The 26,874-nt window shown below is 71.8% G+C and carries 22 protein-coding genes, 2 pseudogenes and 1 riboswitch; of the genes and pseudogenes, 10 read left to right on the top strand and 14 right to left on the bottom strand.

Translation table 11 applies throughout. The annotated features are described in order from the left end of the window. Positions 1 to 26 precede the first annotated feature (26 nt). The 9 genes from ACIP8W_RS01600 to ACIP8W_RS01640 all read right to left on the bottom strand — a co-directional run bounded on the left by ACIP8W_RS01600 (position 27) and on the right by ACIP8W_RS01640 (position 9,773). Positions 27 to 1,418 carry an alpha-L-fucosidase gene (locus tag ACIP8W_RS01600; protein ID WP_402201585.1) on the bottom strand — a complete coding sequence of 464 codons (1,392 nt, stop codon included), beginning with the start codon at positions 1,416 to 1,418 and terminating at the stop codon, positions 27 to 29. Between the two features lie 173 nt (positions 1,419 to 1,591). Further along, complete coding sequence (locus ACIP8W_RS01605; RefSeq protein ID WP_401953690.1) at positions 1,592 to 2,230, bottom strand: TetR/AcrR family transcriptional regulator; 639 nt, start codon at positions 2,228 to 2,230, stop codon at positions 1,592 to 1,594. Between the two features lie 84 nt (positions 2,231 to 2,314). Beyond that, positions 2,315 to 2,947 carry a TetR/AcrR family transcriptional regulator gene (locus tag ACIP8W_RS01610; RefSeq protein WP_402150757.1) on the bottom strand — a complete coding sequence of 211 codons (633 nt, stop codon included), beginning with the start codon at positions 2,945 to 2,947 and terminating at the stop codon, positions 2,315 to 2,317. 92 nt (positions 2,948 to 3,039) lie between these two features. After that, on the bottom strand, positions 3,040 to 4,761 hold the full coding sequence (locus tag ACIP8W_RS01615; RefSeq protein ID WP_401953687.1) for a tannase/feruloyl esterase family alpha/beta hydrolase: 1,722 nt from the start codon (positions 4,759 to 4,761) through the stop codon (positions 3,040 to 3,042). 129 nt (positions 4,762 to 4,890) lie between these two features. After that, complete coding sequence (locus ACIP8W_RS01620; RefSeq protein ID WP_401953684.1) at positions 4,891 to 5,868, bottom strand: MBL fold metallo-hydrolase; 978 nt, start codon at positions 5,866 to 5,868, stop codon at positions 4,891 to 4,893. Further along, positions 5,858 to 6,670, bottom strand: a complete 813-nt coding sequence (locus ACIP8W_RS01625; protein ID WP_402201586.1) for an enoyl-CoA hydratase/isomerase family protein — start codon at positions 6,668 to 6,670, stop codon at positions 5,858 to 5,860. Before ACIP8W_RS01625 ends, ACIP8W_RS01620 begins: the two co-directional genes overlap by 11 nt. Before the next feature lie 71 nt (positions 6,671 to 6,741). Beyond that, positions 6,742 to 7,932, bottom strand: coding sequence for a pyridoxal phosphate-dependent aminotransferase (locus ACIP8W_RS01630; RefSeq protein WP_402201587.1), 1,191 nt, complete (start codon positions 7,930 to 7,932; stop codon positions 6,742 to 6,744). Then, positions 7,929 to 8,231 (bottom strand): hypothetical protein, encoded by a 303-nt coding sequence (locus tag ACIP8W_RS01635; RefSeq protein ID WP_402150768.1) that lies wholly within the window; start codon positions 8,229 to 8,231, stop codon positions 7,929 to 7,931. Before ACIP8W_RS01635 ends, ACIP8W_RS01630 begins: the two co-directional genes overlap by 4 nt. 309 nt (positions 8,232 to 8,540) lie before the next feature. Further along, on the bottom strand, positions 8,541 to 9,773 hold the full coding sequence (locus ACIP8W_RS01640) for a cysteine desulfurase-like protein (protein ID WP_401953672.1): 1,233 nt from the start codon (positions 9,771 to 9,773) through the stop codon (positions 8,541 to 8,543). A 484-nt stretch (positions 9,774 to 10,257) separates the two neighbouring features. Here ACIP8W_RS01640 and ACIP8W_RS01645 point away from each other — a divergent pair, with 484 nt between their 5' ends. From ACIP8W_RS01645 to ACIP8W_RS01670, 6 genes are all read left to right on the top strand, one after another. Further along, positions 10,258 to 10,626 (top strand): hypothetical protein, encoded by a 369-nt coding sequence (locus ACIP8W_RS01645; protein ID WP_401953669.1) that lies wholly within the window; start codon positions 10,258 to 10,260, stop codon positions 10,624 to 10,626. A 237-nt stretch (positions 10,627 to 10,863) separates the two neighbouring features. Beyond that, positions 10,864 to 11,385: a hypothetical protein gene (locus ACIP8W_RS01650; protein ID WP_402201588.1), complete on the top strand. Its 522-nt coding sequence runs from the start codon at positions 10,864 to 10,866 to the stop codon at positions 11,383 to 11,385. Positions 11,386 to 11,867: 482 nt separating this feature from the next. Continuing rightward, positions 11,868 to 12,974, top strand: coding sequence for a 23S rRNA (adenine(2503)-C(2))-methyltransferase RlmN (gene rlmN / locus ACIP8W_RS01655; RefSeq protein WP_401953663.1), 1,107 nt, complete (start codon positions 11,868 to 11,870; stop codon positions 12,972 to 12,974). An 89-nt stretch (positions 12,975 to 13,063) separates the two neighbouring features. After that, positions 13,064 to 13,188, top strand: a riboswitch (TPP riboswitch). An 83-nt stretch (positions 13,189 to 13,271) separates the two neighbouring features. Then, on the top strand, positions 13,272 to 14,381 hold the full coding sequence (locus ACIP8W_RS01660) for a thiamine ABC transporter substrate binding subunit (RefSeq protein ID WP_402201589.1): 1,110 nt from the start codon (positions 13,272 to 13,274) through the stop codon (positions 14,379 to 14,381). Between the two features lie 83 nt (positions 14,382 to 14,464). Next, entirely contained in the window at positions 14,465 to 16,078 is a 1,614-nt protein-coding gene (locus ACIP8W_RS01665; protein WP_402201614.1) for an ABC transporter permease, read from the top strand. Next, positions 16,078 to 17,181, top strand: coding sequence for an ABC transporter ATP-binding protein (locus ACIP8W_RS01670; protein WP_402154406.1), 1,104 nt, complete (start codon positions 16,078 to 16,080; stop codon positions 17,179 to 17,181). Before ACIP8W_RS01665 ends, ACIP8W_RS01670 begins: the two co-directional genes overlap by 1 nt. 253 nt (positions 17,182 to 17,434) lie before the next feature. On the opposite strand, the gene ACIP8W_RS01675 is transcribed toward ACIP8W_RS01670, so the two are convergent. Continuing rightward, positions 17,435 to 17,626, bottom strand: a complete 192-nt coding sequence (locus tag ACIP8W_RS01675; protein WP_402201590.1) for a hypothetical protein — start codon at positions 17,624 to 17,626, stop codon at positions 17,435 to 17,437. 41 nt (positions 17,627 to 17,667) lie between these two features. Between ACIP8W_RS01675 and ACIP8W_RS01680 the strand changes: the two are divergent. Continuing rightward, a pseudogene (locus tag ACIP8W_RS01680) lies at positions 17,668 to 18,198 on the top strand (glycosyltransferase); the annotation flags it as partial. Between the two features lie 42 nt (positions 18,199 to 18,240). On the opposite strand, the gene ACIP8W_RS01685 reads toward ACIP8W_RS01680, so the two are convergent. The 4 genes from ACIP8W_RS01685 to ACIP8W_RS01700 all read right to left on the bottom strand — a co-directional run bounded on the left by ACIP8W_RS01685 (position 18,241) and on the right by ACIP8W_RS01700 (position 22,017). Beyond that, entirely contained in the window at positions 18,241 to 19,365 is a 1,125-nt protein-coding gene (locus ACIP8W_RS01685; RefSeq protein WP_401953651.1) for an LOG family protein, read from the bottom strand. Positions 19,366 to 19,423: 58 nt separating this feature from the next. Next, entirely contained in the window at positions 19,424 to 20,593 is a 1,170-nt protein-coding gene (locus tag ACIP8W_RS01690; protein WP_401953648.1) for a hypothetical protein, read from the bottom strand. Beyond that, on the bottom strand, positions 20,575 to 21,303 hold the full coding sequence (locus tag ACIP8W_RS01695) for an ABC transporter ATP-binding protein (RefSeq protein ID WP_401953645.1): 729 nt from the start codon (positions 21,301 to 21,303) through the stop codon (positions 20,575 to 20,577). The genes ACIP8W_RS01690 and ACIP8W_RS01695 overlap by 19 nt, the downstream gene beginning before the upstream one ends. Positions 21,304 to 21,483: 180 nt before the next feature. Continuing rightward, positions 21,484 to 22,017 (bottom strand): Lrp/AsnC family transcriptional regulator, encoded by a 534-nt coding sequence (locus tag ACIP8W_RS01700; RefSeq protein ID WP_402201591.1) that lies wholly within the window; start codon positions 22,015 to 22,017, stop codon positions 21,484 to 21,486. 179 nt (positions 22,018 to 22,196) lie between these two features. Here ACIP8W_RS01700 and ACIP8W_RS01705 point away from each other — a divergent pair, with 179 nt between their 5' ends. The 3 genes and pseudogenes from ACIP8W_RS01705 to ACIP8W_RS01715 all read left to right on the top strand — a co-directional run bounded on the left by ACIP8W_RS01705 (position 22,197) and on the right by ACIP8W_RS01715 (position 26,871). Beyond that, positions 22,197 to 23,645 (top strand): gamma-aminobutyraldehyde dehydrogenase, encoded by a 1,449-nt coding sequence (locus tag ACIP8W_RS01705; RefSeq protein WP_401953639.1) that lies wholly within the window; start codon positions 22,197 to 22,199, stop codon positions 23,643 to 23,645. Positions 23,646 to 23,833: 188 nt separating this feature from the next. Beyond that, positions 23,834 to 24,315: pseudogene (locus tag ACIP8W_RS01710) on the top strand (HXXEE domain-containing protein). A 99-nt stretch (positions 24,316 to 24,414) separates the two neighbouring features. Continuing rightward, a complete protein-coding gene (locus tag ACIP8W_RS01715; protein ID WP_401953635.1) occupies positions 24,415 to 26,871 on the top strand; it encodes a SpoIIE family protein phosphatase in 2,457 nt (818 codons plus the stop codon). Positions 26,872 to 26,874 lie beyond the last annotated feature (3 nt).

A 26,874-nucleotide genomic window follows, 5' to 3' on the forward strand; every position in this document is an offset into this window, starting at 1 on the left:
CGGTAGGCCCCGGCCGACGGGGGCGGTCAGCCGCCGGCCGGGGCGGTGGTCGGCGTACCGAGGACGTCGACGCAGACCACCGAGACATCGGCGTGGGGCGCGGTGGCCGGCACGGTGACATGGAGGGCGCCGCCCCGCACGGTGTACGGGAGCGGTGTCGCGGGAGCGTTCAGCAGATGGACGCGGCGGACGGCGTTGCGGACCCGGGGTATCCGGAGCACGCCGTCCGCGGGCCAGGTGAAGACATGGGCGAAGAGCTTGCCGCGCTTCGCGGTGACCTTGCCCCACTCGGGCTCGGTGGTGAAGGGGCTGCCGGTGGTGCCGTAGATGCTGTCGCCGTACGTGGACATCCACGCGCCGAAGCCACTGAGGATGTTCACGGAGCCCGCGGTGACGGTGCCGTCGCCCCTGGGGCCGATGTTGAGCAGGTAGTTGCCGTCCCGGGAGACGACCGTGACGAACTCCCGGAGGAGGTCCCTGACGGACCGGTAGGAGTTCTCCCGCGACCGGTCGTAGCCCCAGGCGCCGTTCATGGTGACGCAGGTTTCCCAGGGCCGGTCCAGCGGCGCGGGCGGCACCTTCTCCTCCGGGCACCGGAAGTCGCCGAGACCGAGGTCGCGCTTGACCCGCTCGTTGACGATGAGGTCGGGCTTGCGGCTGATCAGCCAGTCGTACAGGTCCTGACCGTCGGACTCGATCCACCAGTCGTCGAGCGCGGGGGTGGCCGGGTTGCCGCACCAGTCGCCGTCGAACCACATGACGGCCGGGTCGTAACGGTCCAGCAGCTCCTGGAGCTGCTCCTTCATGGCGGCGATATAGGCGGTGCGCGCGGAGAGCGACGCCATGGTCGAGAAGGTGGCGTCGTAGTCGACGGTCTGGGAGGAGTGGTTCCAGTCCAGGATCGAGTAGTACAGCCCGAACGCGATGCCCCGGCGCTCGCACTCCCGCTTGAGGTCCGCGAGCAGATCGGGCCGGTAGCCGCTGTAGTCGCGCAGGTTGTACGGCGTGGCGCCGGTCGTGTCGGTGAAGCTCGCCACGTCGGAGTCCCACATCGCGTAGCCCTCGTGGTGCTTCGCGGTGATCACCAGATATTTCATCCCGGCGGCCAGGGCCAGTTCCGCGAGGGTGGCCGCGTCGAAGCGGGCCGGGTCGAAGGGGGCGCTGACCTGGGTCTGGTAGTCGTCCTTGGACCAGCCGCCGGTGTAGATGGCCCACTCGCCGTTGCCGAGGTGGGAGTACGAGCCGAAGTGGATGAACATCCCGAACCGCGCCTGGTACCACCAGCGCATCTTCGACGGAACGGAGTACGCCTCGGCGGGGGTGGGCCGTACGATCTGCGGCAGCCCGAACGCCGCGGTCCCTCCCGCCAGGGTGGCGGCCTTGACGAGGGTGCGTCTGCTGAGGGGGGACGAGGACATGGGCGCGGCTCCTGAGGGGGTGTCGGGGGCCGTACGTTAGTGCGTGATCAAAAGTTCATCAAGGGTCCGGGAGAGGGCTGTTGAGGGAGGCCGCGCCCGAAAGGCCGCCGCCCGGAAGGCCGTTGTCCGAAGCCTCCGTAACGCCGGCCGACGCCGCTGTTCGGGCATGGGGCTCAGGCGGGGCGGTCGGGCGTCTTGGAGAGCGCCGCGAGGACGAGGTTGCTCAGCTCGATGAACGCGTCCCCGGACGACAGCCTCGTCGAACCGAGCAGCGCACGGCTGTGGATGCCGTCGATCAGCAGCCCGACGGCCTGGCTGAAGAACTCCGCGTGCACCGAGCGGAAGTCGCCCGACTCCACACCCTCGTGGATCATCGCCCGGACCCGGCTCGTCGCGGCGAGCGAGTTGACGGTGTAGATCTCCCGGGTCGTGTCGTCGTCGAGCATGTCGTCGTAGCAGGCCGCGGACATCCGCTGCATCTGCGCGCCCACCGCGGCCAGATAGGTGGAGATCCGCTGCGCCGGGTCCACCACCGCGGAGACCTCTTTCTCCACCTGCTCGGCCGCGTCCCGGAAGAAGAGCTTGAGCGCGGTCGCGACGAGATGGTGGCGGCTGCTGGAGAGCGCGTACAGCGTGGACTTCGAGCACTGGAGGCGCGCGGCCAGGATGTCCACGGTCAGCCGGGCGAACCCCTCCGTCAGGACGATCTCCCGGAGCCGCCCGAGCAACTCGGCACGCCGCTCGTCGTCGAGGCGCTTGCGTCCGGCGCCGGCGGGACGCCGTCCGGTGCGCGGACCGCTCCGTACGGACACGTCGCTTCCTTCGGGGACCGGGCTGTTCGGGTACTGCGGCACGCCTCATCGTACTGCGGGTTCGAGGGCGTCCGCTGCGGACGGCTACGGGCGGTGCGGGGGTATGTCGCCGCCGCATCCCGAGAGGGGGGTCACCGGGGGGAGGGGGCTCGCCCCGGTGGGGGACAGGGCGTCCAGGAGCAGCGCGACGTAGCGCCGCCAGCCGTCGCCCCGGGGGGCCGTGTTCCACAGGACGCTGACGAGCATGCCCATGATCCGGTGCATGTCCTCGGGGGCGAGATCGGCGCGGAGGAGACCGGCGTCCTGGCCCCGGCGGGCGAGCAGGATCAGCGAGTCGAGGAACGGGGCGGTGACCTCGACGGTGAGGGCGCCGGAGTTGTCCGCGGCGGCGAGGGTGTTGTGTTCGCGGGCCACCATGGCGAGGGTGGCTTCGAGCAGGGTGACCAGGCCCTGCCTGGGGTCCTCGTCGCCGAGCGCCCGCTCGATGGCGGGCGACAGCTGCTCGGCGATGCTCTGCTCCAGGGCCGCCCGGACGAGCGACTCCTTGTTGGGGAAGCGGCGGTAGAGGGTCGCGATGCCCACGCCCGCGTGCCGGGCGATCTCCTCCAGCATGGCGTCGGGGCCGCTCTCGGCGTACACCTCCCGCGCGGCCCGCAGGATCCTCTCGGAGTTGCGCGCTGCGTCGGCTCGCAGCCGGGGTGAGGCGTCTGGGGTCATGGCCGGAAGGGTAACATTCGATAGTTGGCTATCGGTAGATGTGGGGGTGTGTACCGGCGCACCCGCCTGTCGGCAGGCGGGTGCGCCGGGGGTCAGTTGTCGCCTCGGTGCGGGGTGCAGACCAGCTTGCCGTCGCGGACCTCGCACCACTGCTGGGCGCCGCTGCGGAACGTGTCGACCCAGCGGGCCGGCGGGTGGTTCCGGCCCGGGCCCGAGGTGAAGCTCGCGGCCTTGTCCGGGTCGCCGACGCCGTCGTGCACGGCCACGCGGGGGTACGGGTACACCGGACGGGTACGGACCGTGGTGCCGGCCTCGTCGCGCTCGGAGACGACGACGCGGTCCGGTGCGCCGCCGCCCTCGACCCACTCGGTGAGCGGGGTCAGCATGTCCGCCCGGTCGGGGCCGTCACCGCCCTCGCAGTGGTACATGCCCGGGATGAGGTAGAGCCGGGCGAACCTGTCGGTGCCGGCGCCGGTGACCTTCCGTACCGCTTCCCAGTACGCGATGGTGCCCTGCGCCGGGATCGGGGCGTCGTTCCAGCCGTGCCAGAGGATCAGCTTGCCTCCGGCGTCGCGGAACGGGCGGAGGTCCGGGTCGTTCGCGTTCATGACGGGGGACATCGTCGACAGCTCGCGGAACGTCTTGCGGTCGAAGGAGATCGTCCGCCAGTCGTACGACTTCGCCTGGTTCGGCGCGGCCAGGTAGCGCAGGTGGGTGTCGGCGAGTTGCTCGTCGCCCGACGGCACGTCCGGGTGGTCGCGGACGATATAGCTCTGCCAGGCCGGCTCCGAACCGATCGGCTGCCCGCCGCCCGGGTGGCCCGGGTAGAACGGGACACCGCGCTCGTCGACCGCGCCCCGGTAGATCTTGCGCGCCGCCGTGACCTCGGCCGCGGTGAGACAGCCGGTCGTCCGGCCCTTCTCGCAACGCAGTGTCCCCGGGTCGAACGAGCACGCCCGCGGATCGGTGATGAGCCCGTCGGTGAGCCCGTCGAGCCGGTCGCAGGCGGCCAGCGCGCCCTTGTGCAGGACCGGCAGGTCCTCGGAGGTCAGGATCTGCGTACCGTCGGCGGCCAGGTTGGCCCGCGCGCTCCAGCCGGCGGAGAAGACGAACATCGCCACCCAGTTGGCCGCGGGGGCGCCGGCGATGATCCCGTCGAAGTCCGTCGGATAGCGCTGCGCCAGGTTCAGGGCCTGTCGCCCGCCGCCCGAGCAGCCGGTGAAGTAGCTGTGGTCCGGGGGCGTTCCGTAGTACAGCTCGATGATGTTCTTCGATGCCACGGAGAGCTGGTGTTCGGCCTCGTAGGCATAGTCCTCCACCAGGTTCGGGTCGAGCGCGAAGCTTCCGTTGGAGCCGACGTGTCCGCCGTTGCCTGAGGCGACCGCGTACTCACCGTCCTGGTAGCCGGGGCACTGCTCGGCCATCTGCGTCTGTCCGTGCGGCTCGGTGAGGCCGCAGAGTCCGCCGCAGCCGAACTGGAGATACCGCCCGGTCCAGGTCTTCGTCGGCAGCTTCAGGGTGAACTGGTGCTGCGGTGCGATCAGCGCGGTCACCTCGCACCGCTCGGGGGTGTCCGCCGTCGCGGGTGCGACGCGGGCGAGGTCGATGGTGGCCGGCTCGCCCGGCAGCACCTCGACCGTGCGCTTGGCCAGTGCGGCGCAGTCCATTCGCGGTGTCGTCACCGTGGTGCGGGACGAGGTGGTGGCCGGGCCGTCGGTGGTGGTGGGGGGTGCGGATCCGGTCAGTGCGACGACAGCGGCGATCACTACGCCGCAGACGCTCAGCCGGTTCCTTCGTCGGGGGGTGCCTCGCATGCGGGTCTGCTTCCGTTCTGAAGGGGGGGGCAGTTCCGGTACAGAGGAAAGTAATTTAGTACCCGGTGTAGTACTCAACAAGGGGATGGCGGAACCTGGTTGGGGTACGCCCCGGTGTCGGGAGGGGGCCTAGGCCGACGGCCAGGCGCGCGGGAACGGCACCCGCAGGGACTCCGCCGTGACGGGCCTGTGCTCGGCGGACGCGTACAGCCGTCCGTCGCGGAGGACGACGGCGCCGCTGCGGAGCATCGAGTCGACCAGTTCGGCGGCGAGTGCCTCGGGTGTACGGCCCAGGAGCCGCGCGGAGTCCGTCAGCCAGGCCCGCGCGTGCAGATACGGCTCCGCCTCGGCGGCGGCCACCCCACCGCGGATCATCAGGGCGAACGCGAAGATCCGCCGTGCGCCGTACCAGACCGCCCCGGCCGGATCGTCGACGAGACGCCGGGCCCGGCGCAGCGCGGTGGCGAACGCCGCGGCGGGGTCGGCGGGCACCGGCCCGTGCGCGGGCAGCAGTACGCGGGGGCCGAGGGCGGCCAGCCGGTGCAGGGAGGCGAGCGCGGTGGCGGCGGCGCCGGGCCCGTCGAGGGCGAGGTTCACCCAGCCGACGTCGTAGTCCGACAGCGCGTCCCCGACCGCCAGCAGCCGTTCCTCCGGCTGCCACAGGGACAGGTGGCCGGGGGTGTGACCGGGGGTGGAGACGACCTGCCAGTCCGCGTCCCCGAGCCGGAGCACCTGCCCGTCGTGGAGCGGTTCGTCGACGGTGTACGGGGCGACCGGCTGGTCCAGGTACTCCGCCCCGCAGCAGCCGGGGTCGCGACGGGCGACGGCGTCGGCGTCCGGGGCGCTCGCCGCGATCCCGGCGCCCCTCGCCCGGAGCAGCGCGTTGCCCCCGACATGGTCGGAGTGCCAGTGCGTGTTGACGACCAGCGCGATACGCCCGGCGTGGGCGTGTGCCCACGCGGCTGTCTCCGCCGCGTGACCGGTGAACCCGCTGTCGACGAGGGCGGGCCGGCGGCCGGGCAGCAGAAGCAGGTTGGCGTCGGGGAACGGCCTGGGCCGCCAGGTCACCCAGTCCGGGAGCCGCTCGTCGCTGCTGTCATTGCTCATCGGGGACCTCCGCCCGTCCGGTCCACCACGTCGCGGGGCGTCCCTTCAGCTGCTGCCAGTAGCGGCGGTGGGCGTGCCGGGCCTGGTCGCTGGTCATGCCGTCGGGCAGTTCCTTGTCGAGGGGGTCGGCGAGGTCGGCGATGTCGCGCAGGGCGGCGGCCTGGCAGGCGCGCTTGGTGAACGCGTACTGCTCGATACAGTCCTCGGGGGTCTGCCCGGCGATGGCGACGGCCCGATCCGACAGCTCATCGGCCGGGGCCAGTTCGTGCACCATGCCCAGTGCGTGCGCCTGGTCCGGGGTGAAGGTCTCGCCGAGCAGGCAGGTGCGGGCGGCGACCGGGTCGCCCCAGGCGTGGGCGAGCATACGGACGTACACGGCGGGCATGGGGATGCCGATCGGCACCTCGTTGAGTCCGAAGCGCGCGCCCTCGGCCACCGAGACCCGGTAGTCGCAGACGGCGGCGGTGATCAGGCCCCCGGCGAAGGCGTGCCCGTTGACCGCGGCGACGGTGGGGCGCGGGTAGGTGAACAGCCGCATGTTCGTGGCCCGGTAGTCCTGGAACCAGGACGCGACGGCCGCCGTGTCACCGGCGAAGAGCGGGAAGTGCTCGCCGAGGTCGAGACCGGCGGAGAACCGGGCGCCGGTACCGGTCAGCACGACGGGACACTCCGGGTACTCGCTCTCCAGCCGGTCGAACGCCTCGTGCAGGTCGGCGAAGAAGGCGCGGTTCTGCGCGTTGACCGGATTGGTCGTCATCGTCACGATGGCGACCCGCCCCCGCTGTTCGATTGTCCAGCTCATGTTCGCTCCTTCGGCCGGTCATGGGTGCGCGAGCGTCGCACGCGAGCGTCGCTGTCACATGAATGTCGCTTTTACGGGAGTGTCGCTTTCGGGAGTGCGGTGATGAACTCCCCGAGCCGGGCGATGCCTTCGCGGAGGCTGTCCGCCGATGCCGCGTACGAGAGACGGACATGGGTCCCGGCGGTGTGCACACCGAAGTCCAGGCCCGGGGTGAGGGCGACATGTGCCTCGTGGAGCGCGCGCTCGCAGAACTCCCAGGACGTGAGCCCGGTGCGGCCCACGTCGAAGTAGACGTAGAACGCGCCGTCGGGCGGCACGGGAACCGGCAGCCCGATCCGCTCCAGACCGTCGAGGACGAGCGCGCGTCGGCGCGCGAGCTCGGCGCGGCGGTCCTCGCAGACCGCGAGGGACTCGGGCGTGAAGCAGGCCAGCGCCGCGTGCTGGGCGGGAGAGGAGGCGCAGAGGAAGTAGTTCTGGGCGAGGCGCTCCAGCGCCGGTACGAGGGGCTCGGGGGCGACGCACCAACCGAGCCGCCAGCCGGTCATGCCGAAGTACTTCGAGAAGCTGTTGACGACGATGGCGTCGGGGTCGGACGACAGCGCGCTGCGCGGAGGTCCGCCCCGGTCGTCGTGGTCGCTCAGGCCGAGGTAGATCTCGTCGACGAGGCGCCACGCGCCGCGCTCGCGTGCGAGGTCGCAGATCGTGGCCAGTTCGTCCGCCGGGATGGAGGTGCCGGTCGGGTTCGACGGGGTGGCGATCATGACCCCACGGGTGCGGTCCGTCCAGTGCGACCGTACGGAGGCCGCGTCCAGCTGGAAACGGGTCCCGGCGCCGGTCGGGACGAGTGTGACGCGGGCGCCGAAGCCCTCGACGATCTGCCGGTTGCAGGGGTACGACGGGTCCGCGATGACCACCTCGTCCCCGGGGTCGACCAGCGCGGCGGCGGCCAGCACCAGGGCGGCCGAGGCTCCCGAGGTCACCACGATCTGGGCCGGGTCGACCGCGACACCGTGCCGGTCCAGGTAGAACCCCGCTATCGCCTGCCGCAGCGCGGGCAGCCCGAGCGCCGCCGTGTACGGCATCGGCCTGCCGTCCATGGCCTCGCGCATCGCGTCGAGGACGGCCGGGGGCGCGCCGAAGTCCGGTTCGCCGATGCCGAGTCTGACGACCCGGTGCCCCCGCGCCTCCAGCGCCGCGGTCTGCTTGCCGAACTCCATGGCGTAGAACGGCGCGACGGACCGGGCGCGTTGCGAGATCCTCATGCCACGGCCTCCGGCCCGATCGCGGCCGGGAGCGCGAGGACGGACCGGTTGGCCGCCATGCCGATGCCACGGCGCCCGGTGGCGGTGGCGTACCCGGCGCCGGCGGCCGGATCGGGCACCTGCCGAAGGGGCCACGATTCCGGTACGCCGACCTCGGCGATCCCGATGCGGCCGAGGGGCGCGCGCCCACGGCGGACCGCGACCGGCCGATCCGCCGGGGCCGGCGCGGACGCCGGTGACAGGCCGGTCACGCCCGTGCCGATGACCGCTGGGGGATGCTCGCTCGCGGGTGGGGTCATGTCATCTTCCTGGTCGAGGATCAGGGGATGGACCGGGTATTCGGTAGCGGCAATTTTATTCGCCGATGCCGGGTGGATGTTTTTATTTTTACCCCGTGATGGCCCTCTCCCCGCAAGAAATCCCGTAACAGGCTCGCGCGCCGGGTAATTATTACCGTCCGTTGGTCGGGTGGACCCTTGCGGACACGGGCGGGAAACGAGCACGCGGTGCCCCGTACGTCACCCTGCGCGGTGAGGTGGATCGGGCGATCCGGGACTTCCGGGGGGAGCGCCGGCGATTCGCCGCCCTGGCCGGGGTCCGATCAGAGGTCACCCGGACAGGCTCTCGGCCCCTCCGGCCGGCCGGAGGAAGGAGGAAAGCCCGGCGAGGAGCCGGTCCACCTCGTCGGCGGTGTTGTACGGCGCCAGGCCCACGCGCAGGGCGGGGTCCGTCAGTTTCAGGGCGGTGAAGGGCTCGTACGCGTAGAACGACCCGGCGGGGGCCAGGACATCGCGCGCGGCCAGATGCGTCTGGGCCGCGCGGGCGTCGCGGCCTTCGAGGGTCATCAGGAGGGTCGGGGTGCGGTCGGCCGCCCTCGAGTGCAGGGTCACGGGGTCGCCCAGGGCGCGCAGCCCCTCTTCCAGCCTGGTGCGCAGCGCCAGTTCGTGCTGGTGCAGGGAGCCCAGCGAAGAGGCGAGCCGCTCCCTGCGGGTGGCGCCCGTGCCCGGGTCGATCGCGGCGAGGAAGTCCACGGCGGCGGTGGTGCCCGCCAGGATCTCGTAGGGCAGCGTGCCGAGTTCGAAGCGCTCGGGAACGGTGTCGGTGGACGGCAGGAGCTTGTCGGGCCGGAGGGTTTCGAGGAGCGCGGGCGCTCCCGCGAGCACCCCGCAGTGCGGGCCGAGGAACTTGTACGGCGAGCAGACGAACAGGTCAGCGCCCATCGCGGCCACGTCCACCAGATGGTGGGCGGTGTAGTGGACTCCGTCCACGTACACCAGGGCGCCGACCTCGTGCGCCCGGTCGGCTATGCGGCGTACGGGCGGCTTGGTGCCCAGCACGTTCGAGGCCGCGGTGACCGCGACCAGCCGGGTCCGGGGCGACAGCGCCCGCTCGAACGAATCGAGGTCCAACTCCGTTGTCCCGGCGTCGATCTCGATCCAGCGGACCGTCACCCCGGCGCGCTCGGCGGCCTGGACCCAGGGGCGGACGTTGCAGTCGTGGTCCAGCCGGCTGAGGACGATCTCGTCGCCCGCCTGCCAGCCCTTGGCCAGGTGGCGGGAGAAATCGAATGTGAGCTGGGTGGCGCTGCGCCCGTGGACGATGCCGTCGGCGGGCATGTGGAGCAGGTCGGCGCAGGCGGCGCGGAACTCCGCGACGGCGCGCTCCGCGTTCAGTTCGGACGGGCTGACGAGACCCCGGTTGGAGAGGGGGCCGGTCAGCGTCGCGGTGATGGCCTCGGCGACGGGACGGGGCGTCTGGGTCCCGCCAGGACCGTCGAAGAAGGCGAGGCCGTGGTCGAGGGAGGGGAAGTGGGCCCGGAGAGCGGTCGGATCGATGGTCATGGCCTCGGCTTTCTGCGAAGTGGGGGGACAGGTCCCGACGGCGGGACGCGTCCTTCCGGCAGGATGCCTGGACTCTGGCACCGGCGGCAGAATACGTAAAGCGATGGATCGGGAAGAGAAATTTCGCGTGCGGTGAAGCCTCGGCCCGACCTGAAGCTCCTGTCCACGTTCCTGGTCCACCTCCAGGTCGTAGACCACGCCACAGCACGTCCAGCCCGTCCAGAGTCTTCCGCCACCGCTCCTGGGACACGGCTCCGCCGAGGAGGACGGCATCGACGATGACCCGGTTTCGGCAGCCCGCCTCGCGGTCGGGAGAAGGCCGTTTCGCGGTCGGGCGAGCCTGGATGGCCGGCGCCGGAATCACGTATGACCATGGTGTGCCGGTGCAGCCACTCCCGCTGACGCGGCGCTCCCTAATCTAATTTAAAGTGATGAAAGCATCGTTCTGTGCCGTTTCGGCGCTACCTCACCCAAGGGAGCCCCTATGCCCACGATCCGCCGAGGACTGTCCGTCGCCACCGCCCTCGCCGCAGCCGGGCTGGCGCTGAGCGTGACCGCAGCGCCCGCCTCGGCTTCCACGGGCGGCCTCCTGCACCTCATGGTCAAGACCAACTCCGACGCCCGTTCGGTTTACGTCAGCACCTCAAAGCCGTTCGGTGAGAGCTTCACGGCCTGCCGGACGCTGAGCGGCGGCGCGGGCTGGAAGGACGGCCACCAGGATCTCTTCCTGGGCAAGAACGTCAAGCTGATCACCTTCACCAGCGCGAACTGCACCGCCGGCTTCCTGACCTCCCGCGACTTCACGCTGCCGGCCGAGACCAGCGAGAACAACTTCTGGGCCGACATGACCTGAGCCCGGTGACGGGACGCGACGGAGGTACGGGGAAGTTCCGCGCGGATGCCCCGGCCGCGAAGTCCGCCGCCTCGCCTCCCGGACCGTCTCTGGTCCGGCTGGTCCGCCCGGTCCGACAGCGCGGCCACCGGACCCGGGACCGGGTGGGTCGTCACCGCCGGCAAGTCGCGAGTGGGAGATGAAGATCACGATCTACGCCTTGAGCGGCGGTGTGGCCGTGGGGGAAAGATGTCGACCATGCACACTGATTCTGTCATGGACATTACCGCGCCGGCTTTCGGGGCAGTGATGGGCTGTCTGTCCGACACCTTCACGACGACACCGTGGAAGCCGGTGCACGCCGACTACCACGACGGCCGCTACACGGGTCTCTACGACGTCGATCTGGAGCATGACGCGGACCCCAGGGCGCCCCACAAGCTGCTCGTACATGGTTCCACGCTGTACCAGATCGCCGAGTACCACGCGTTGAGCGCGTGTTTGTTCTCCTACTACAACGGCCATCACGAAGCGTTGTCGCACATCCCCAGGATGTCCTGGGAGGAGGCGCGGCGGCGTTTCCTGATCACGTCGGTGGACCTCCGCCTCCACAAGCCCGTGTTCGAGCGCAGCGTGCCCGTTACGTTCACCTTCGAGGACGTCACCGACAAGTACGAGAGCCACCAACTGGTCTTCTTCACGGGCCACGTGGACGTCGCCGACGGATCGCACCGGGCCGTACTCGGCGGCTGCCTCAACTTGCGGGACGACCTCATCTGACAGCGTCCCACGCGCGATGGGCTCTGCGCCGATGACACCGGTTTCCCGGTCCGATGAATCCATATCCCGGGTCTGTATCCCGGGTCTGTCCCGGGGCGTCGACCCGTCATCGGGTGCCCCTCCACGCCAGGCTCATGGCTGGAGCACTGGACAGGGCCCAGCCGTCGACCACGCAGGGGGACCTCGTAACGACCGTAACGAGGTCCCCGCTGCCGGCGGGCGCACTGCCGCGTGCCTCGAACGGGGGCATGAGGTGTTTCGGCCGAACATCTCCACGACCCGCTACGCCGGCGTGTGCGGGAAAGCTCATGGGGCTCCGTCCGTACCGTCGTTTCGGCGGGTACGGAGCGGGGGAGAGGCCGCCCATCTGCCTCGCCGGCGTGCGGGTGGGAGCCCGCCCCGCCGTCCCTCCCCGGGCCTCCGAGGGGGTGGGTCCGCGGTCAGGCTGGTCACCACGCCCCGTCTGCGACACTGGGGGGACCATGCCTGTACCCGGAGAACTCACTTTCGTCGCGCCCCGCGGAGCCAAGAAGCCCCCGAGGCATCTCGCCGACCTCACACCCGACGAGCGCCGCGAGGCTGTTGTCGCGATCGGGGAGAAGGCGTTCCGTGCCAAGCAGCTGTCGCAGCACTACTTCGCGCGGTACGCACACGACCCCGAGCAGTGGACGGACATTCCGGCCGCCGCGCGTCAGAGGCTCGCGACCGAGCTGCTGCCCGATCTGATGTCGGTGGTACGGCACATCTCGTGCGACGACGACGCCACCCGCAAGACGCTCTGGCGGCTGCACGACGGCACGCTCGTCGAGTCCGTGCTGATGCGCTACCCGGACAGGGTCACGATGTGCATCTCGTCCCAGGCCGGGTGCGGGATGAACTGTCCGTTCTGTGCGACCGGGCAGGCGGGGCTCGACCGGAATCTCTCGACCGCGGAGATCGTGCACCAGATCGTCGACGGGATGCGCGCGCTGCGTGACGGGGAGGTTCCCGGTGGGGCCTCGCGGCTGTCGAACATCGTGTTCATGGGGATGGGTGAGCCCCTCGCCAACTACAAGCGGGTGGTCGGGGCGATCCGTCGGCTGACCGACCCGGAGCCGGACGGGCTCGGGCTCTCGCAGCGGGGGATCACCGTTTCGACGGTCGGTCTGGTCCCGGCGATGCTGCGGTTCGCGGACGAGGGCTTCAAGTGCCGTCTCGCGGTCTCGCTGCACGCGCCCGACGACGAGCTGCGCGACACCCTCGTCCCGGTCAATACGCGCTGGAACGTCCGGGAGGTACTGGACGCCGCCTGGGAGTACGCGGAGAAGTCCGGCCGCCGGATCTCCATCGAGTACGCCCTGATCAGGGACATCAACGACCAGGCATGGCGCGGCGACCGGCTGGGCCGGCTACTGAAGGGGAAGCGGGTGCATGTCAACCTGATCCCGCTCAACCCCACGCCGGGCTCGAAGTGGACGGCGTCGCGCCCCGAGGACGAGAAGAAGTTCGTCGAGGCGATCGCCGCGCACGGGGTGCCCGTGACCGTACGGGACACCCGTGGCCAGGAGATCGACGGAGCGTGCGGGCAGCTGGCGGCTTCGGAGCGCTAGCAGCGGAATCGCCGGGGTAATCTTGGCCGGAAACCGTTAGATTTCCTGAAACATCGCATTTTCAATTTTTCGATACCTGAATACATCGTAATTTCCGACAGGGGAGCGCCACAGCGCTGAGAGTGCGGCATGGTCCGTGAGAGCGGACAACGGTCGCAGACCCTCTGAACCTTGCCCAGGTCATTCTGGGTAGGAAGTTCGGACACCACTCAAGCTGTTGCGCCCTGCCCGGGTTCCGGTCCGTCCGGAGTCCGGGCAGGGCCGCGTCTTCTCCTGGATATCCCAGGAGGAAAACCAGTGAGTATCACCAGCACCACCGCCGGAGTCGGAAGGGCCGCGGCCGCCGCTCTGGCCGCCGCGCTCGGGGTCTCCCTCCTCGCCGCCTGCGGTGGCGACGACGGGGGGAAGGCCGACGGAGGGACCCCGTCCAAGACCGTCACCCTCGTCAGCCATGACTCGTTCAACGCTTCGCCCGCCGTGCTCAAGGAGTTCACCAAGGAGACCGGCTACACGGTCAGGGTGCTGAAGAGCGGGGACGCGGGCGAGGCCCTCAACAAGGAGATCCTGACCAAGGGGTCCCCGCAGGGCGACGTTTTCTTCGGCGTCGACAACACGCTGCTCTCCCGGGCCCTCGGCAACGGCATCTTCACGCCGTACGAGGCGAAGGGGCTCGGGCGGGTCGACACGGCGGCGCGGCCCGACAAGGGTGAGTACCGGGTCACCCCGATCGACACCGGGGATATCTGCATCAACTACGACAAGAAGTATTTCGCGGACAGAAAGTTGGCGCCGCCGCAGTCCTTCGACGATCTGGTCAAGCCCGCCTACAAGAACCTGCTGGTCACCGAGAACGCCGCCACCTCGTCGCCCGGTCTCGGCTTCCTCCTCGGCACCGTCGCGCGGTACGGCGACGACGGCTGGCAGGACTACTGGAAGAAGCTGAAGGCCAACGGCGTCCAGGTCGTCGACGGCTGGGAGCAGGCGTACAACGAGTCCTTCTCGGGCTCCGCGGGCGGCAGGAAGGCCAAGGGGAACCGGCCCCTCGTCGTCTCGTACGCCTCCAGCCCGCCGGCCGAGGTGCTGTACGCCGAGCCGCGGCCGAAGACCGCCCCGACCGGGGTCGCCACCGGCACCTGCTTCCGGCAGACCGAGTTCGCCGGGCTGCTCAAGGGTGCGAAGAACGAGGCCGGGGGCAAGGCCCTGCTGGACTTCCTGATCAGCGGGAAGTTCCAGGCGGACATGCCGCTCAGCATGTTCGTGAACCCCGTGGTCAAGGATGTCGCGCTGCCGAAGCTGTTCACGGAGTTCGGCGCGACCGTCGACAAGCCGGAAACCGTCGCCCCGGCGAAGATCGCCGCCAACCGTGAGCAGTGGATCCAGTCGTGGTCCTCACTCGTAGTGAAGTAGCACGGCAGAAGCCCCCGAGGAAGCCCACGGGGAAGTCCATGAAGGGGCGGGCCGTGCGCGCCACCGCGCTGCGGCTCGCCCTCATGGCCGGGCCCGTCGCCTTCTTCGCGGTCTTCTTCGCCTACCCGGTGGCCGCGATCGTCGGGCGCGGGCTGAAGACCGGCGGCGGCTGGCAGCTCGGCCGGATCGCCGATGTCCTGGGCCGCCGGGACATCCTCGACGTGCTGTGGTTCACCGGCTGGCAGGCGCTCGCCTCCACCGCGCTGACCCTGCTGGTGGCGCTGCCCGGCGCCTATGTCTTCGCGCGCCTGGACTTCCCCGGGAAGCAGCTGCTGCGCGCGGTGGTCACCGTGCCGTTCGTCCTGCCGACCGTTGTCGTCGGTACGGCGTTCCTGGCGCTGCTCGGGCGCGGCGGACTGCTGGACGAGCTGGGGGGCGTACGGCTCGACACCACTGTCTGGGCGATCCTCCTCGCCCATGTCTTCTTCAACTACGCGGTGGTCGTACGTACCGTGGGCGGCCTCTGGGCACAGCTCGACCCGCGCCAGGAGCAGGCCGCGCGGGTGCTCGGCGCGGGACGGTTCACGGCCTGGTGGCGGGTGACGCTGCCCGCGCTCGCGCCCGCCGTGGCGGCGGCGGCGCTGATGGTGTTCCTGTTCACCTTCACCTCCTTCGGCGTCGTACAGATCCTCGGCGGACCCGGCTACTCCACCCTGGAGGTGGAGATCTACCGGCAGACCGCGCAGCTGCTGGACCTGCCGACCGCCGCCGTGCTGACCCTGATCCAGTTCGTGGCCGTCGGCGGGATCCTGGCGGTGCACGCGTGGACCGTACGGAAACGGGAGACCGCGCTGCGGCTGGTGGATCCCGGGCGGACCGCGAGCAGACCGCGCGGCGCCGGGCAGTGGGCGCTGCTGGGCGGGGTTCTCACCACCGTGATCCTGCTGATCGTGCTGCCGCTGGGGGTGCTGGTCGAGCGCTCCCTCGACGGGCCCGGCGGGTACGGGTTCGGTTTCTACCGGGCGCTCGGATCGGTCGAGGCCAGTGGGGGAACGTTTCTGGTGCCGCCGCTGGAGGCGGTCGGGAACTCGCTGTGGTACGCGCTGGCCGCGACCGGCATCGCCCTGGTCGTGGGCGGGCTGGCAGCCGCCGCGCTGGCCCGGCGGGCGGGCCGGCTCGTGCGGGGCTTCGACGCGCTGCTGATGCTGCCGCTGGGCGTCTCCGCCGTCACCGTCGGCTTCGGCTTCCTGATCACCCTCGACCGGCCGCCGCTGGATCTGCGGGCCTCCTGGATCCTCGTACCGCTCGCGCAGGCGCTGGTGGGCGTCCCCTTCGTCGTACGGACCATGCTGCCCGTCCTGCGCGCGGTCGACGGGCGGCTGCGCGAGGCCGCCGCGGTCCTCGGGGCGTCGCCGCTGCGGGTCTGGCGGGAGGTGGATCTGCCGCTGGTGCGCCGGGCGGTGCTGGTGGCGGCCGGGTTCGCGTTCGCCGTCTCGCTCGGCGAGTTCGGTGCGACGGTCTTCATCGCGCGCCCGGACCGGCCGACGCTGCCGGTGGCCGTGGCCCGGTTGCTGGGGCGGCCCGGTGAACTCAACTACGGGCAGGCGATGGCCCTGGCCACGGTCCTGATGGTGGTGTGCGCGGTGTCGCTGCTGGCGCTCGAACGTATCCGTACCGACCGTTCCGGAGAATTCTGATGGCCCTGCTGACCCTGTCGGACGTGACCGTGCGCTTCGGGAACCGCGAGGCCGCGCGCACCGCGCTCGACGCGGTGGACCTGGAGATCGCCGAGCACGAGATCGTCTGTGTGCTGGGGCCCAGCGGCAGCGGCAAGTCGACGCTCCTGCGGGTCGTCGCCGGGCTGCTGGAACCGGCCGGCGGCCGGGTGCTGCTCGACGGCGCCGACCAGTCGGGGACACCGGTCCACCGGCGCGGGGTCGGGCTGATGTTCCAGGACCACCAGCTCTTCCCGCAGCACGACGTGGGCGGCAACGTCGCCTTCGGGCTGCGGATGCGAGGCCTGCCGCGCGAGGAGCGCGCGCGCCGGGTGGCGGAGCTGCTCGACCTCGTCGGGCTGCCGGGCGCCGAGCCGCGCGCCATCGCCGCGCTCTCCGGCGGCGAGCAGCAGCGCGTCGCCCTGGCGCGCGCCCTCGCCCCCCGGCCCCGGCTGCTGATGCTGGACGAGCCCCTCGGCCAGCTCGACCGGGGCCTGCGCGAACGGCTCGTCGTCGAGCTGCGCGGCCTGTTCGGACGGCTCGGTACGACCGTGCTCGCCGTCACCCACGACCAGGGCGAGGCGTTCGCGCTCGCCGACCGGGTCGTGGTGATGCGCGACGGCCGGATCGCCCAGACCGGCACCCCGCTGGAGGTCTGGCAGCGCCCCGCCTCCGCGTTCGTGGCGCGCTTCCTCGGCTTCGACAACGTCGTGGCGGCAACCGTGCAAGGAGGGGCCGACGGGTTCGCCGACACCGTCTGGGGCCGGCTCCCGGTGCCCGCGGGCTCGGCCGGGGGCGAGCACACCGTACTCGTACGGCCCGCCGGGGTGCGGCTGACGGACCCCGCCGAGGGGCTGCGCTGCACGGTCGAGGCGCGTACGTTCCGGGGCAGCCGGGTGGCGCTGCTGCTGCGGCCGGACAGCGGGCCCGTCCTGGAGGCCGAGTGCGGGCTGCGCGACGCCCCGGACGAGGGCGCGACGGTCGGGGTGACCTTCGCCGTCGAGGACGTGGTGGTCCTGGCGGGCGACGGGCGGCCGGCTCGGCCCGTACAGGCGGCGGCGAAGCCGTCCTCCCGGACGCGGTAGCCGGTGATCAGCCCGTTCTCGACGCCGGCCGCATCGCGAAGGGCGATACGAACCTCCGGCCCGTCGCCCGTACGGTCCCGGCGAGCCACCCGCTGACCAGCGCCCGCGTGCCGTCCGCGCTGACCGCGTCGACCGCCGTCCCCGCCGGATCGGGCGTCTGGCCCTCGGCCGGCTCCCGGAAGTGGTCCGCGACCTCGGCGCGGGTCGAGCGCGGCCTGATCCCCTGCCGAGCGGCGGCGACGGCGTCGAGACCTCACAGGTCATCGCCCGGGGCGGGTGGCTCCCCCGCCCGTACCAGACCGAGTTCGTACGCCAGGATCACCGCCTGCGCCCGGTGCCGCAGGCGCATCTTCGCGAACAGCAGCCGCTGCGCCGAGTCCCGCTCGCGTCGCGTCTCCTCACGGGCGCGTACGGCGTCCCCGGCGCTGACCGCGCCCAGGATCACCGCGGTCAGGACGAGGGTCTCGGTGTAGAAACCGTCGTACGCGCGACCGCGCCTCCACGCTGCTGCCGACGCCCCGGGCCACCGGCCGCGCGGTGGAACTCGCCGGCCGGTACGGCTGCGGCACCGTCTGGTTCGGCGCGGCGGCGCCGCTCGGGCTGATGGCGGGACGGCTGCGGCAGGAGGCCGGGATACGGCGGATGGTCGCCACCACGCACGGCCACGAGGTGTGGTGGGCACGCACACCCGGTGCACGCGGGCTGCTGCGCCGGATCGGCGCGGGCGTCGACGCCCTGACCTGCCTCGGGGCGAGCACACGCGGGCCGATCGAGGCGGCGGCCGCCGGGCTGCCGGTCCTGGTGGGGGACTCGGGAGGGGCGCCCGACGCCGTGCGCGACGGGGAGACGGGACATGTCGTGGACGGCCGCCGCCCGGCGGACATCGCGGACCGGCTGGTCCAGCTGCTGGAAGACCGCGAAGGAGCACGCGGGATGGGGAGGAAGGGGCGCGCATGGGTGCGTACGGAATGGGACTGGGACCGGTCGTACGAACGACTGGCCGCGCTGCTGCGGTGAGGGCGATTCCGGTGGTTTCCGGGGACCGGGGCGCCGCCGCGATCAGGACGCGGTCAGCCGGGCGAGCGCCGCCGGAGCCTCGTCCACGCTGTCGACGAGCGCGATCCGGGACTCCATCCGCCGCTCCTTCGCCAGTGCCCGCAGCAGCGGCCAGGCCGGCAGCCGTTCCGTCCAGTGCGCGCGGTCGACCAGGACCATCGGGGTGGGTTCGCCGCGCGATCCGTAGTAGTTCGGGGTCGCGTTGTCGAAGATCTCCTGGACCGTGCCCGCCGCGCCGGGCAGGAAGATCACCCCGGAGTTGGAGCGGGCCAGCAGCCCGTCCTCCCGGGTCGCGTTGGCGAAGTACTTGGCGATGTGCGACGCGAAGGCGTTCGGCGGCTCGTGGCCGTAGAACCAGGTGGGGATGGCGATCGAGTCGTCGCCCTTGGGCCAGCGGCTCCGTACGTCGAAGGCGGTGAGCGCCCAGGCGGAGACGGAAGGGGTGAAGGAGGGCGCCCCGGCGAGGACGTCCAGCGCCTCGTCCAGCATCCCGTCCGGATGGGCCGCGGCGTACGCGCCGAGGTTCGCGGCCTCCATCGCCCCCGGCCCGCCGCCGGTGGCGACGGTCAGTCCGGTACGGGTCAGGGCGCGGCCCAGCCGCGCCGCGCCCGCGTACGCGGGGGTGCCGCGCTCCATCGCGTGTCCGCCCATGACGCCCACGATCCGCGCGCCGACGACGAGTTCGTCCAGGGCGTCCGACATCGCGTCGTCGTGGACCGAGCGCAGCATGGAGGCGAATATGTCGCCGTCGGCCCGGGTCCGCCGGAACCAGTCGTAGGCGCGGGCGTCCGGGGTGGCCTCGTAACCGCCGTCCGCGAGGCCCTCGAAGAGCTGGTCGGGGGAGTAGAGCAGCCCCCGGTAGGGATCGAACGGAAGGTTCGGTACGGGCGGGAACACCATGGCGCCATCGGCCCGTACCTTGTCCTCCGCGCCCGGCTCCATCGGGCAGCCGAGGAAGACGGCCCCGGCGGTGTCGGTGCGGAGCAGCTCGGGCGTACGGCCCGTCAGATCGACGGACTGCACCCGGTATCCGCCGAGCGTTCCGGCGGAGACGGTCCGGTCGAACTCGTCGAGGCTCTCGATCTCGCGGTCCTGGCCGGGGGCTGTGGACGGGGTGGGGTTCGCCATGCGGTCACGATAGGCGGTGGGCCGGGGAGGCGGCTCCCCGGCCCGTACGACAGACCGCTCAGGTGGTCAGGGGCACCGCCGCCAGGGCCGCCACCGCCCAGGTCAGCGGGGTGAACACGGCCAGGACCGTGGCCGCCCGCACCGCCGTCGCCGTACGCAGGAGCCCGGCGGGGGCGCCCGAGAGCCGCAGCGAGCGGGTGGTCGAGGCGCGGGCGTGCCGCGACTCCAGGACCGCCGTCAGGAGCGTGGCCGCCGTACAACCGATGACCAGGGCCGCGCCGAGCGCGGTGAGCGGGCCGAAGGGGCGCTCGTCGCCGGGGCCGTGGAGGGACGTCGCGGCGAAGGCGCCCGAGAGCACCGCGCACAGCACGCCCAGCGGGCGGCCGATCCGGCGGGCCTCGGCCATCAGCGTGCGGCCCGCCAGCAGCCGGACCGCGCCGGGGCGCAGGATCTGGAGCAGCCAGCCGCAGAGATGGGTGATGCCGGGACCGGCGAGGGCGAGCCCGAGAGCGGTCAGCGACCAGCCGGCCAGGACCCCCGCGGGACTGCCGTCGAACCGACCGGGCAGCGGCAGCACCGAACCGCCCCCGCCCCGGCTCGCGTACGTCTCGACGGCCAGCCCCGCCGCGAGGAGCGCGACCCCCCAGGGCAGCCCGGTGGGCGTGGGCGCCGGGTTCGGTACGGGAACGGGCGGCGCCGGGGCCGTACCCCCCGGGGCGTCGGCGCGGCCGCGTGCGCGCAGCGCCAGCCCCGTCGCCGTGGTCGCCAGGACGGGCACCACCGCCAGCAGCGTCAGCGCCGCGCCCAGCGGCAGTGGCCGGTCGGCGGCGAGCAGCTCGGCGCCCTTGCCGTCGAACGGCAGGCCGGTCAGATCGCCGCGCAGATGCAGGAAGAACAGCAGCGCCAGCGAGCTGCCCAGCGTGCAGGAGACCGCGGTCGAGATGGCGGCCAGCAGGGTCAGCCGGGCCGGGCCGAGCCCCACCGCCGAGAGTCCGGGGCGCGGCCGGGTGCCCGGGTCCGCACGGGCCACCGCGACCGCGAACTGCACGGCCGCCGCCAGCGGGACCAGACACCACAGCAGCCGCACCGTGGCCCCGGCCGGGTGGCCCATCGCCCGGCCCAGGGTGCACAGCAGCAGGAAACCGACCCCGGCGGAGGCGGCCGCGACCAGCAGCCTGCGCAGCAGGACCAGGGGGCCGGTGCCACGGCCTAGACGGAGAGCGAGCACGCATCCCGCCCTTCCGCCTCGGACGGCAGGAGCGAGCCGACCCGACGGCCGTCGACCAGTGTGACCGCACGGTCCGCCAGCGTCGCGGCCTCGGTGTCCAGGGTGGCCAGCACGACGGTGATGTGGTGCGAGCGGGCCGCCGTGGTCAGCGTGCGCAGCACCTGCGCCCGGTCCGTGCGGTGCAGCGGCGCGGTCGGCTCGTCGGCGAAAAGCACCGTCGGCGTGGTGACCAGGGCGCGCGCGACCGCGACGCGCTGCTGCTGCGCCCGGAGCAGGGCGTACGGCCGTTTCCTGGCGACCGTGCCGATGTCCAGGCGCTCCAGCCACTCCAGCGCGGTCGCCTTGGCGGCGCGGTGGGACGCGCCGCGCATCAGCAGCGGCAGGGCCGCGTTCTCCCAGGCGTTCAGCTCGGGGACGAGGGACGGCTCGGGGCCGATCCAGCCGAAGCGGTCGCGGCGCAGCCGTTCGCGCAGGGCGGCGCTCATGGTGTGGACCGGCGAGCTGTTGAACCAGACCTCGCCCTGGCGGGGGACGAGCTGGCCCGACAGACAGCGCAGCAGGGTCGTCTTGCCGGAGCCGCGCGGGCCGTTGACGGCGAGGATCTCGCCCTCGCGGACACCGAGCGAGACTCCGTCGAGGGCGGGCGATCCGTTGTGGAAGCAGCTCAGGGAACGCGCCCAGAGCACGTCGTTGTCCGGCGGGGCCACCATGGCGTACACCTCGGTTCTGATCTGACGTACCGTCCCCGTCCCCGTTCAGGGAGCGGAGACGGGGACGGTCGGTCACAGGCACGGTAGGGGTGGCCGGGCGGGGTGGGCGGACAGCACGTGGCCCGGATGCCGCCCTTCTCACCCGAAAGGGGGCACCAGGACCTGCGCGCGGCCGGTCCCTCAGGGCCGGTCCGAGCCGACCTTGAGGTAGACGAAGCTCTCGGTGGAACGCACGCCGGGGAGCGCGCGGATCCGTTTGTTGATGACGTGCAGCAGATGGTCGTCGTCCACGCAGACGATCTCGACCATGAGGTCGAAGGAGCCCGCGGTCATCACCACGTGCGCGCACTCGTCCAGCGCGGACAGCGCGTCCGCGACCGCTTCCGTGTCGCCCTCGACTTTGACGCCGACCATCGCCTGCCGCCGGAAACCGGCGGTGACCGGATCGGTGACGGCGACGATCCGCATCACGCCCTGGTCGATCAGCTTCTGGACGCGCTGGCGCACGGCCGCTTCGGAGAGACCGACGGCCCTGCCGATCGCGGCGTACGGGCGGCGCCCGTCCTGCTGGAGCTGTTCGATGATCCCGAGGGATACGGAATCGACGGCGGGCGCCGCCGCGCCACCGGGCCGGGAACAGGGCCTCGGACCGGCCGGGGGGCCGGCCTGCGGGGTGGGCCCGCTCTCCGCCTTGGACTCTGCGCTACTTGCCACGCGGTTACTGTGCACCGCTCCTCGTCCGTACCGCAACCGTTCACCGATGGAATCCGTTGTTCAGGCGCCTGGATTTCGCTGAATCCGAAGTAATAGAACGGAGGCTCTATTGAAAGCGAAGGTCGAATGATTAAGGTGGGTGTCTCACCCATTGGACATCTGACTAGGGAGGGGTGGCAGTGACCACCGAACCGCGCCGGTTGCGCAACTACATCGACGGAGAGTTCCGGGACGCCGCGGACGGGCGGACCATCGAGGTGGTCAACCCGGCCACCGGCGAGGTGTACGCCACGTCCCCGCTTTCGGGACAGGCCGATGTCGACGCCGCGATGAAGGCGGCCGCCGCTGCCTTCCCGGCCTGGCGGGACGCCACCCCGGCCGAGCGCCAGCGCGTACTGCTCAAGATCGCGGACGCCTTCGAGGAGCGGGCGGAGGACCTGATCGCCGTCGAGTCCGAGAACACCGGCAAGCCCCTCGAACTGACCCGCACCGAAGAGATCCCGCCGATGGTGGACCAGATCCGCTTCTTCGCGGGCGCCGCCCGGATGCTCGAAGGCCGCTCCGCCGGGGAGTACATGGAGGGCCACACCTCCATCGTCCGCCGCGAGCCGGTCGGCGTCTGCGCCCAGGTCGCGCCGTGGAACTACCCGATGATGATGGCCGTCTGGAAGTTCGCGCCGGCCCTCGCCGCCGGGAACACCGTGGTGCTGAAGCCGTCGGACACCACCCCCGCCTCGACCACGCTGATGGCCGAGATCATCGGGGCGATCGTCCCCAAGGGCGTCTTCAACATCATCTGCGGCGACCGCGACACCGGCCGCGCGATGGTCGAGCACCCGATCCCGGCGATGGCCTCCATCACCGGTTCCGTACGGGCGGGCATGGAGGTCGCCGGGTCGGCGGCCAGGGACCTCAAGCGCGTCCACCTGGAGCTGGGAGGCAAGGCACCGGTCGTCGTCTTCGACGACCTCGACAGCGCCGCCCTCACCAAGGCCGCCGAGGACATCGCGGTCGCGGGCTACTTCAACGCGGGCCAGGACTGTACGGCCGCCACCCGGGTCATCGTCCACGAGTCGGTCCACGACGAGTTCGTGGCGGCGCTCGCGAAGGCCGCCGCCGGTACGAAGACCGGCGCCGCCGACGACGAGGACGTGCTGTACGGCCCGCTCAACAACGCCAACCAGCTGGCACAGGTCTCCGGCTTCATCGAGCGGCTGCCCGCCCACGCCAAGGTCGAGGCGGGCGGCCACCGCGTCGGCGACCGGGGCTACTTCTACGCGCCGACCGTCGTCTCCGGGCTCGAACAGGACGACGAGATCATCCAGAACGAGGTCTTCGGCCCGGTCATCACCGTCCAGTCCTTCACGGACGAGGCGCAGGCCCTGGAGTACGCCAACGGCGTCGACTTCGCGCTCGCCTCCTCCGTCTGGACCAAGGACCACGGGCGCGCGATGCGGATGTCGAAGGCGCTGGACTTCGGCTGCGTGTGGATCAACACCCACATTCCGCTGGTCGCGGAGATGCCGCACGGCGGCTTCAAGAAGTCCGGATACGGCAAGGACCTCTCGGCGTACGGCTTCGAGGACTACACCCGCATCAAGCACGTGATGACCTCGCTCGACAGCTGACGCGAGAGCCTTCGCGCGTACGTGGGCCGTGTCCCCCCGGGGCGCGGCCCGCCGTCCGAACGGGGCTTCCGGGCACCGCCGTCCGAACGGGGCCTCCGGGCACCGCCGTGCCGGAACGGGGCCTCCACGCATCAGCGTTGGGCCAGAATCGACCGTATGAGCGATCACCGCCGCGTACGGACGCGGCGGTGACCCTCGGCCTGCCGAGCGCCCGGATCCTGCACGACGCCGAGGAACCGGCCGCCGGACCCCGCTGGATCAGGGCGAACCTGCCCGCGCTGCGCACCCGCCTGCCCCAGGCCCCGAACGGGTCTGGCGTTCCCTGGAGGGGATCGACCGGCGCGAGTTCGCCGTGGCCGTCGGGGTGATGGGCGCCGCGTCCGCCGCCGGGCCGCGTACCGGCGGCTGGTCCGTCTTCTACCAGGGCACGCTGGACGGCTTCGGCCTGCACGGCCTCGTCCATCCCGCCGCCGTACGCGGCTACATCCTCGGCTCCGTGACCTCGCCGCTGATCGTGGTGCCCTTCACGCTCCGGGCGCGCGGGCGACTCCGGCGCGCCGGAGTGCTCAAGCCCGCGCGGGCGCGCGACGCCGTCGTGGGTACGGCGCTCACGGCGGGCGTCACGTTCCTCTCGCACGCTGTCGCGCGCCGGATCGTCGCCGCCCGCTGACGGGACGCCCCGTTTGATAGGGACCGCCGCGTTTGTTGGTGATCGCCCCAGCGGGCATCCTGGGAGGTGCGGGGGGCGCGCGGAGGCGAATCGAGAGCAATGAGCACTGGTGGCAGCACTTCTCACGACGGGTCGGACGGTCGCCGGGAGCGGGATACCGCGGCCGTGGTCACCGTGGACGCGCGCGGGCTGGCCACCGGATGGAGCAAGGGCGCGACCCGGCTTCTGGGTTACACGGCGGCGGAGACGGTCGGCCGCCCGGCGGCCGGCCTCCTCGCGCCGGGCCCGGCGGCCGACGCGCTGCGACGCGGCGCGGAATGGAGCGGCACCGCCGCCGTACGCCACAAGGACGGCCACCTCCTCGACCTCGGGGTGCTGTCCTGTCCCGTACTGGACGGCGACGGCAGAGCCCAGGGGCTGGTGGTGACCGCGGTGGCGCCGCCGCGGGACGCCTCCCCGCTGACGGTGGAGGCATCGGTCGCCCAGGCGCCGGTCGCCATGTCGGCCTTCGACAACGACCAGCGGTACATCAGGCTCAACGACGCGGCCTGCCGGATCCTGGGCTCCACGGAGGAGGAGCTGCGCGGCCGGGTCTTCTCCGACACCCTCCCCGACGACCCGGACAGCCGTAACTTCCTGGACCGCCTCCAGGAGGTCTCCCGTACCGGAAAGGCCGTGCACTACGAGAGCTACACCCGGGCCATCGCCTCGACCCGGGTGCACGCCTGGAACGTCCACATGTGGCCCGTGCGGGACGCGGAACAGCGCCAGCACGGGGTCGCCATGCTGGCGTTCGACAGCAGCGAGCAGTACTGGGCCCGGCAGCGGCTGATCCTGCTCACCGAGGCGGGCACCGCCATCGGGACCACCCTCAACGTCGTCCGCACCGCGGAGGAACTGGTCGCGCTGACCGTACCGATCCTGTCCGACTTCGGCACCATCGATCTGCTCGACTCCGTCCTGCGCGGCGAAGAACCGGCCGAGGGCCCGATCGACACGGCGGTACGGCTGCGGCGCGTCGCCCAGAAGGCCGCCGACCCGCACATCACCACCGGGGCGGTCGATCTCGGCGGCCTCGAAACCTACCCCGAATCCTCACCGCCCGCCCGCTGTCTGGCGACCGGCGGTCCCGCGCTGAGCAGCCGGGGCGACCCCGACTTCACCCTGTGGCTCGGGGACAACGAGGCCAGGGCGAGGATGGTCCGCGACCACGGGGTGCACTCCCTGATGGCCGTGCCGTTGAAGGCGCGCGGCATCACGCTCGGCGTGGCCGTCTTCACCCGGGGCCCCCGCCTCGAACCCTTCGAACCGGACGATGTGGTCCTCGCCCAGGAACTCGCCGGGCGGGCCGCCGTCTGCATCGACAACGCCCGCCGCTACACCCGCGAGCACACCACCGCGCTGGCCCTCCAACGCAGCCTGCTCACCCAGCGCATGCCCGACCAGGCGGCCGTGGAGGTCGCCTCCCGCTATCTGCCCGCGGGCTCCCGCGCCGGGGTCGGCGGCGACTGGTTCGACGTGATCCCGCTCTCCGGCAATCGCGTCGCCCTGGTCGTCGGCGATGTCGTCGGCCACGGCATCCACGCCTCCGCGGCCATGGGCCGACTGCGTACCGCCGTCCGCACCCTCGCCGATGTGGACCTGCCGCCCGACGAACTGCTCACCCACCTCGACGACCTGGTCAGCCATCTCATCGCGGAGGACAACGACGCGGCCGTCTCGGCGGCGGAGGCCACCGGGGAGTTCGGCGCCACCTGTCTGTACGCGGTCTACGACCCGGTCTCCCGGTACTGCGCCCTGGCCTCGGCCGGGCACGTCCCGCCCGCCGTACGCCTTCCCGACGGCACGGTCGAGATCATCGAGATCTCCACCGGGCCACCGCTGGGCGTCGGCGGAGTGCCCTTCGAGATCACCGAACGCGAACTGCCGGAAGGCAGCGTGCTCGCCCTGTACACCGACGGGCTGATCGAGAGCCGGGACCACGACATCGACGAGGGACTGGAACGGCTGCGCACCGCGCTCGCCACGGCGCCCGAACCCCGCGCGGCGCCCGACGAACCGTCGGACCTGTCGCTGGAGAACCTCTGCGACCGTCTGATCTCGACGCTCCTGCCCGACCGCCCCTCCGACGACACCGCCCTCCTCGTCACCCGCACCCGCGCGCTCCACTCCGACCAGGTGGCCTCCTGGGACCTGACCGGCGACCCGGCGCAGGTGGCGGGCGCCCGGCTGAACGCCTCGGCCCAGCTCACCGCCTGGGGCCTCGACGACGCCGCGTTCGTCACCGAACTCGTGGTCAGCGAGCTGGTCACCAACGCGATCCGGTACGGAGCCGAACCCATCAGGCTCCGGCTGATCCGCGACCGTACGCTCATCTGCGAAGTCTCGGACGGCAGTAACACAGCACCCCATCTGCGCCGCTCCCACGCCTTCGACGAGGGCGGCCGCGGGCTGCTGCTGGTCGCCCAGCTCACCCAGAGCTGGGGCACCCGCCAGTCCGCCAACGGCAAGACCATCTGGGCCGAACAGGTGCTCTCCCCTCTCGCGGAGTCGTAACCG

The organism is Streptomyces sp. NPDC088554 (genome assembly GCF_044752945.1).
Classification (GTDB): domain Bacteria; phylum Actinomycetota; class Actinomycetes; order Streptomycetales; family Streptomycetaceae; genus Streptomyces.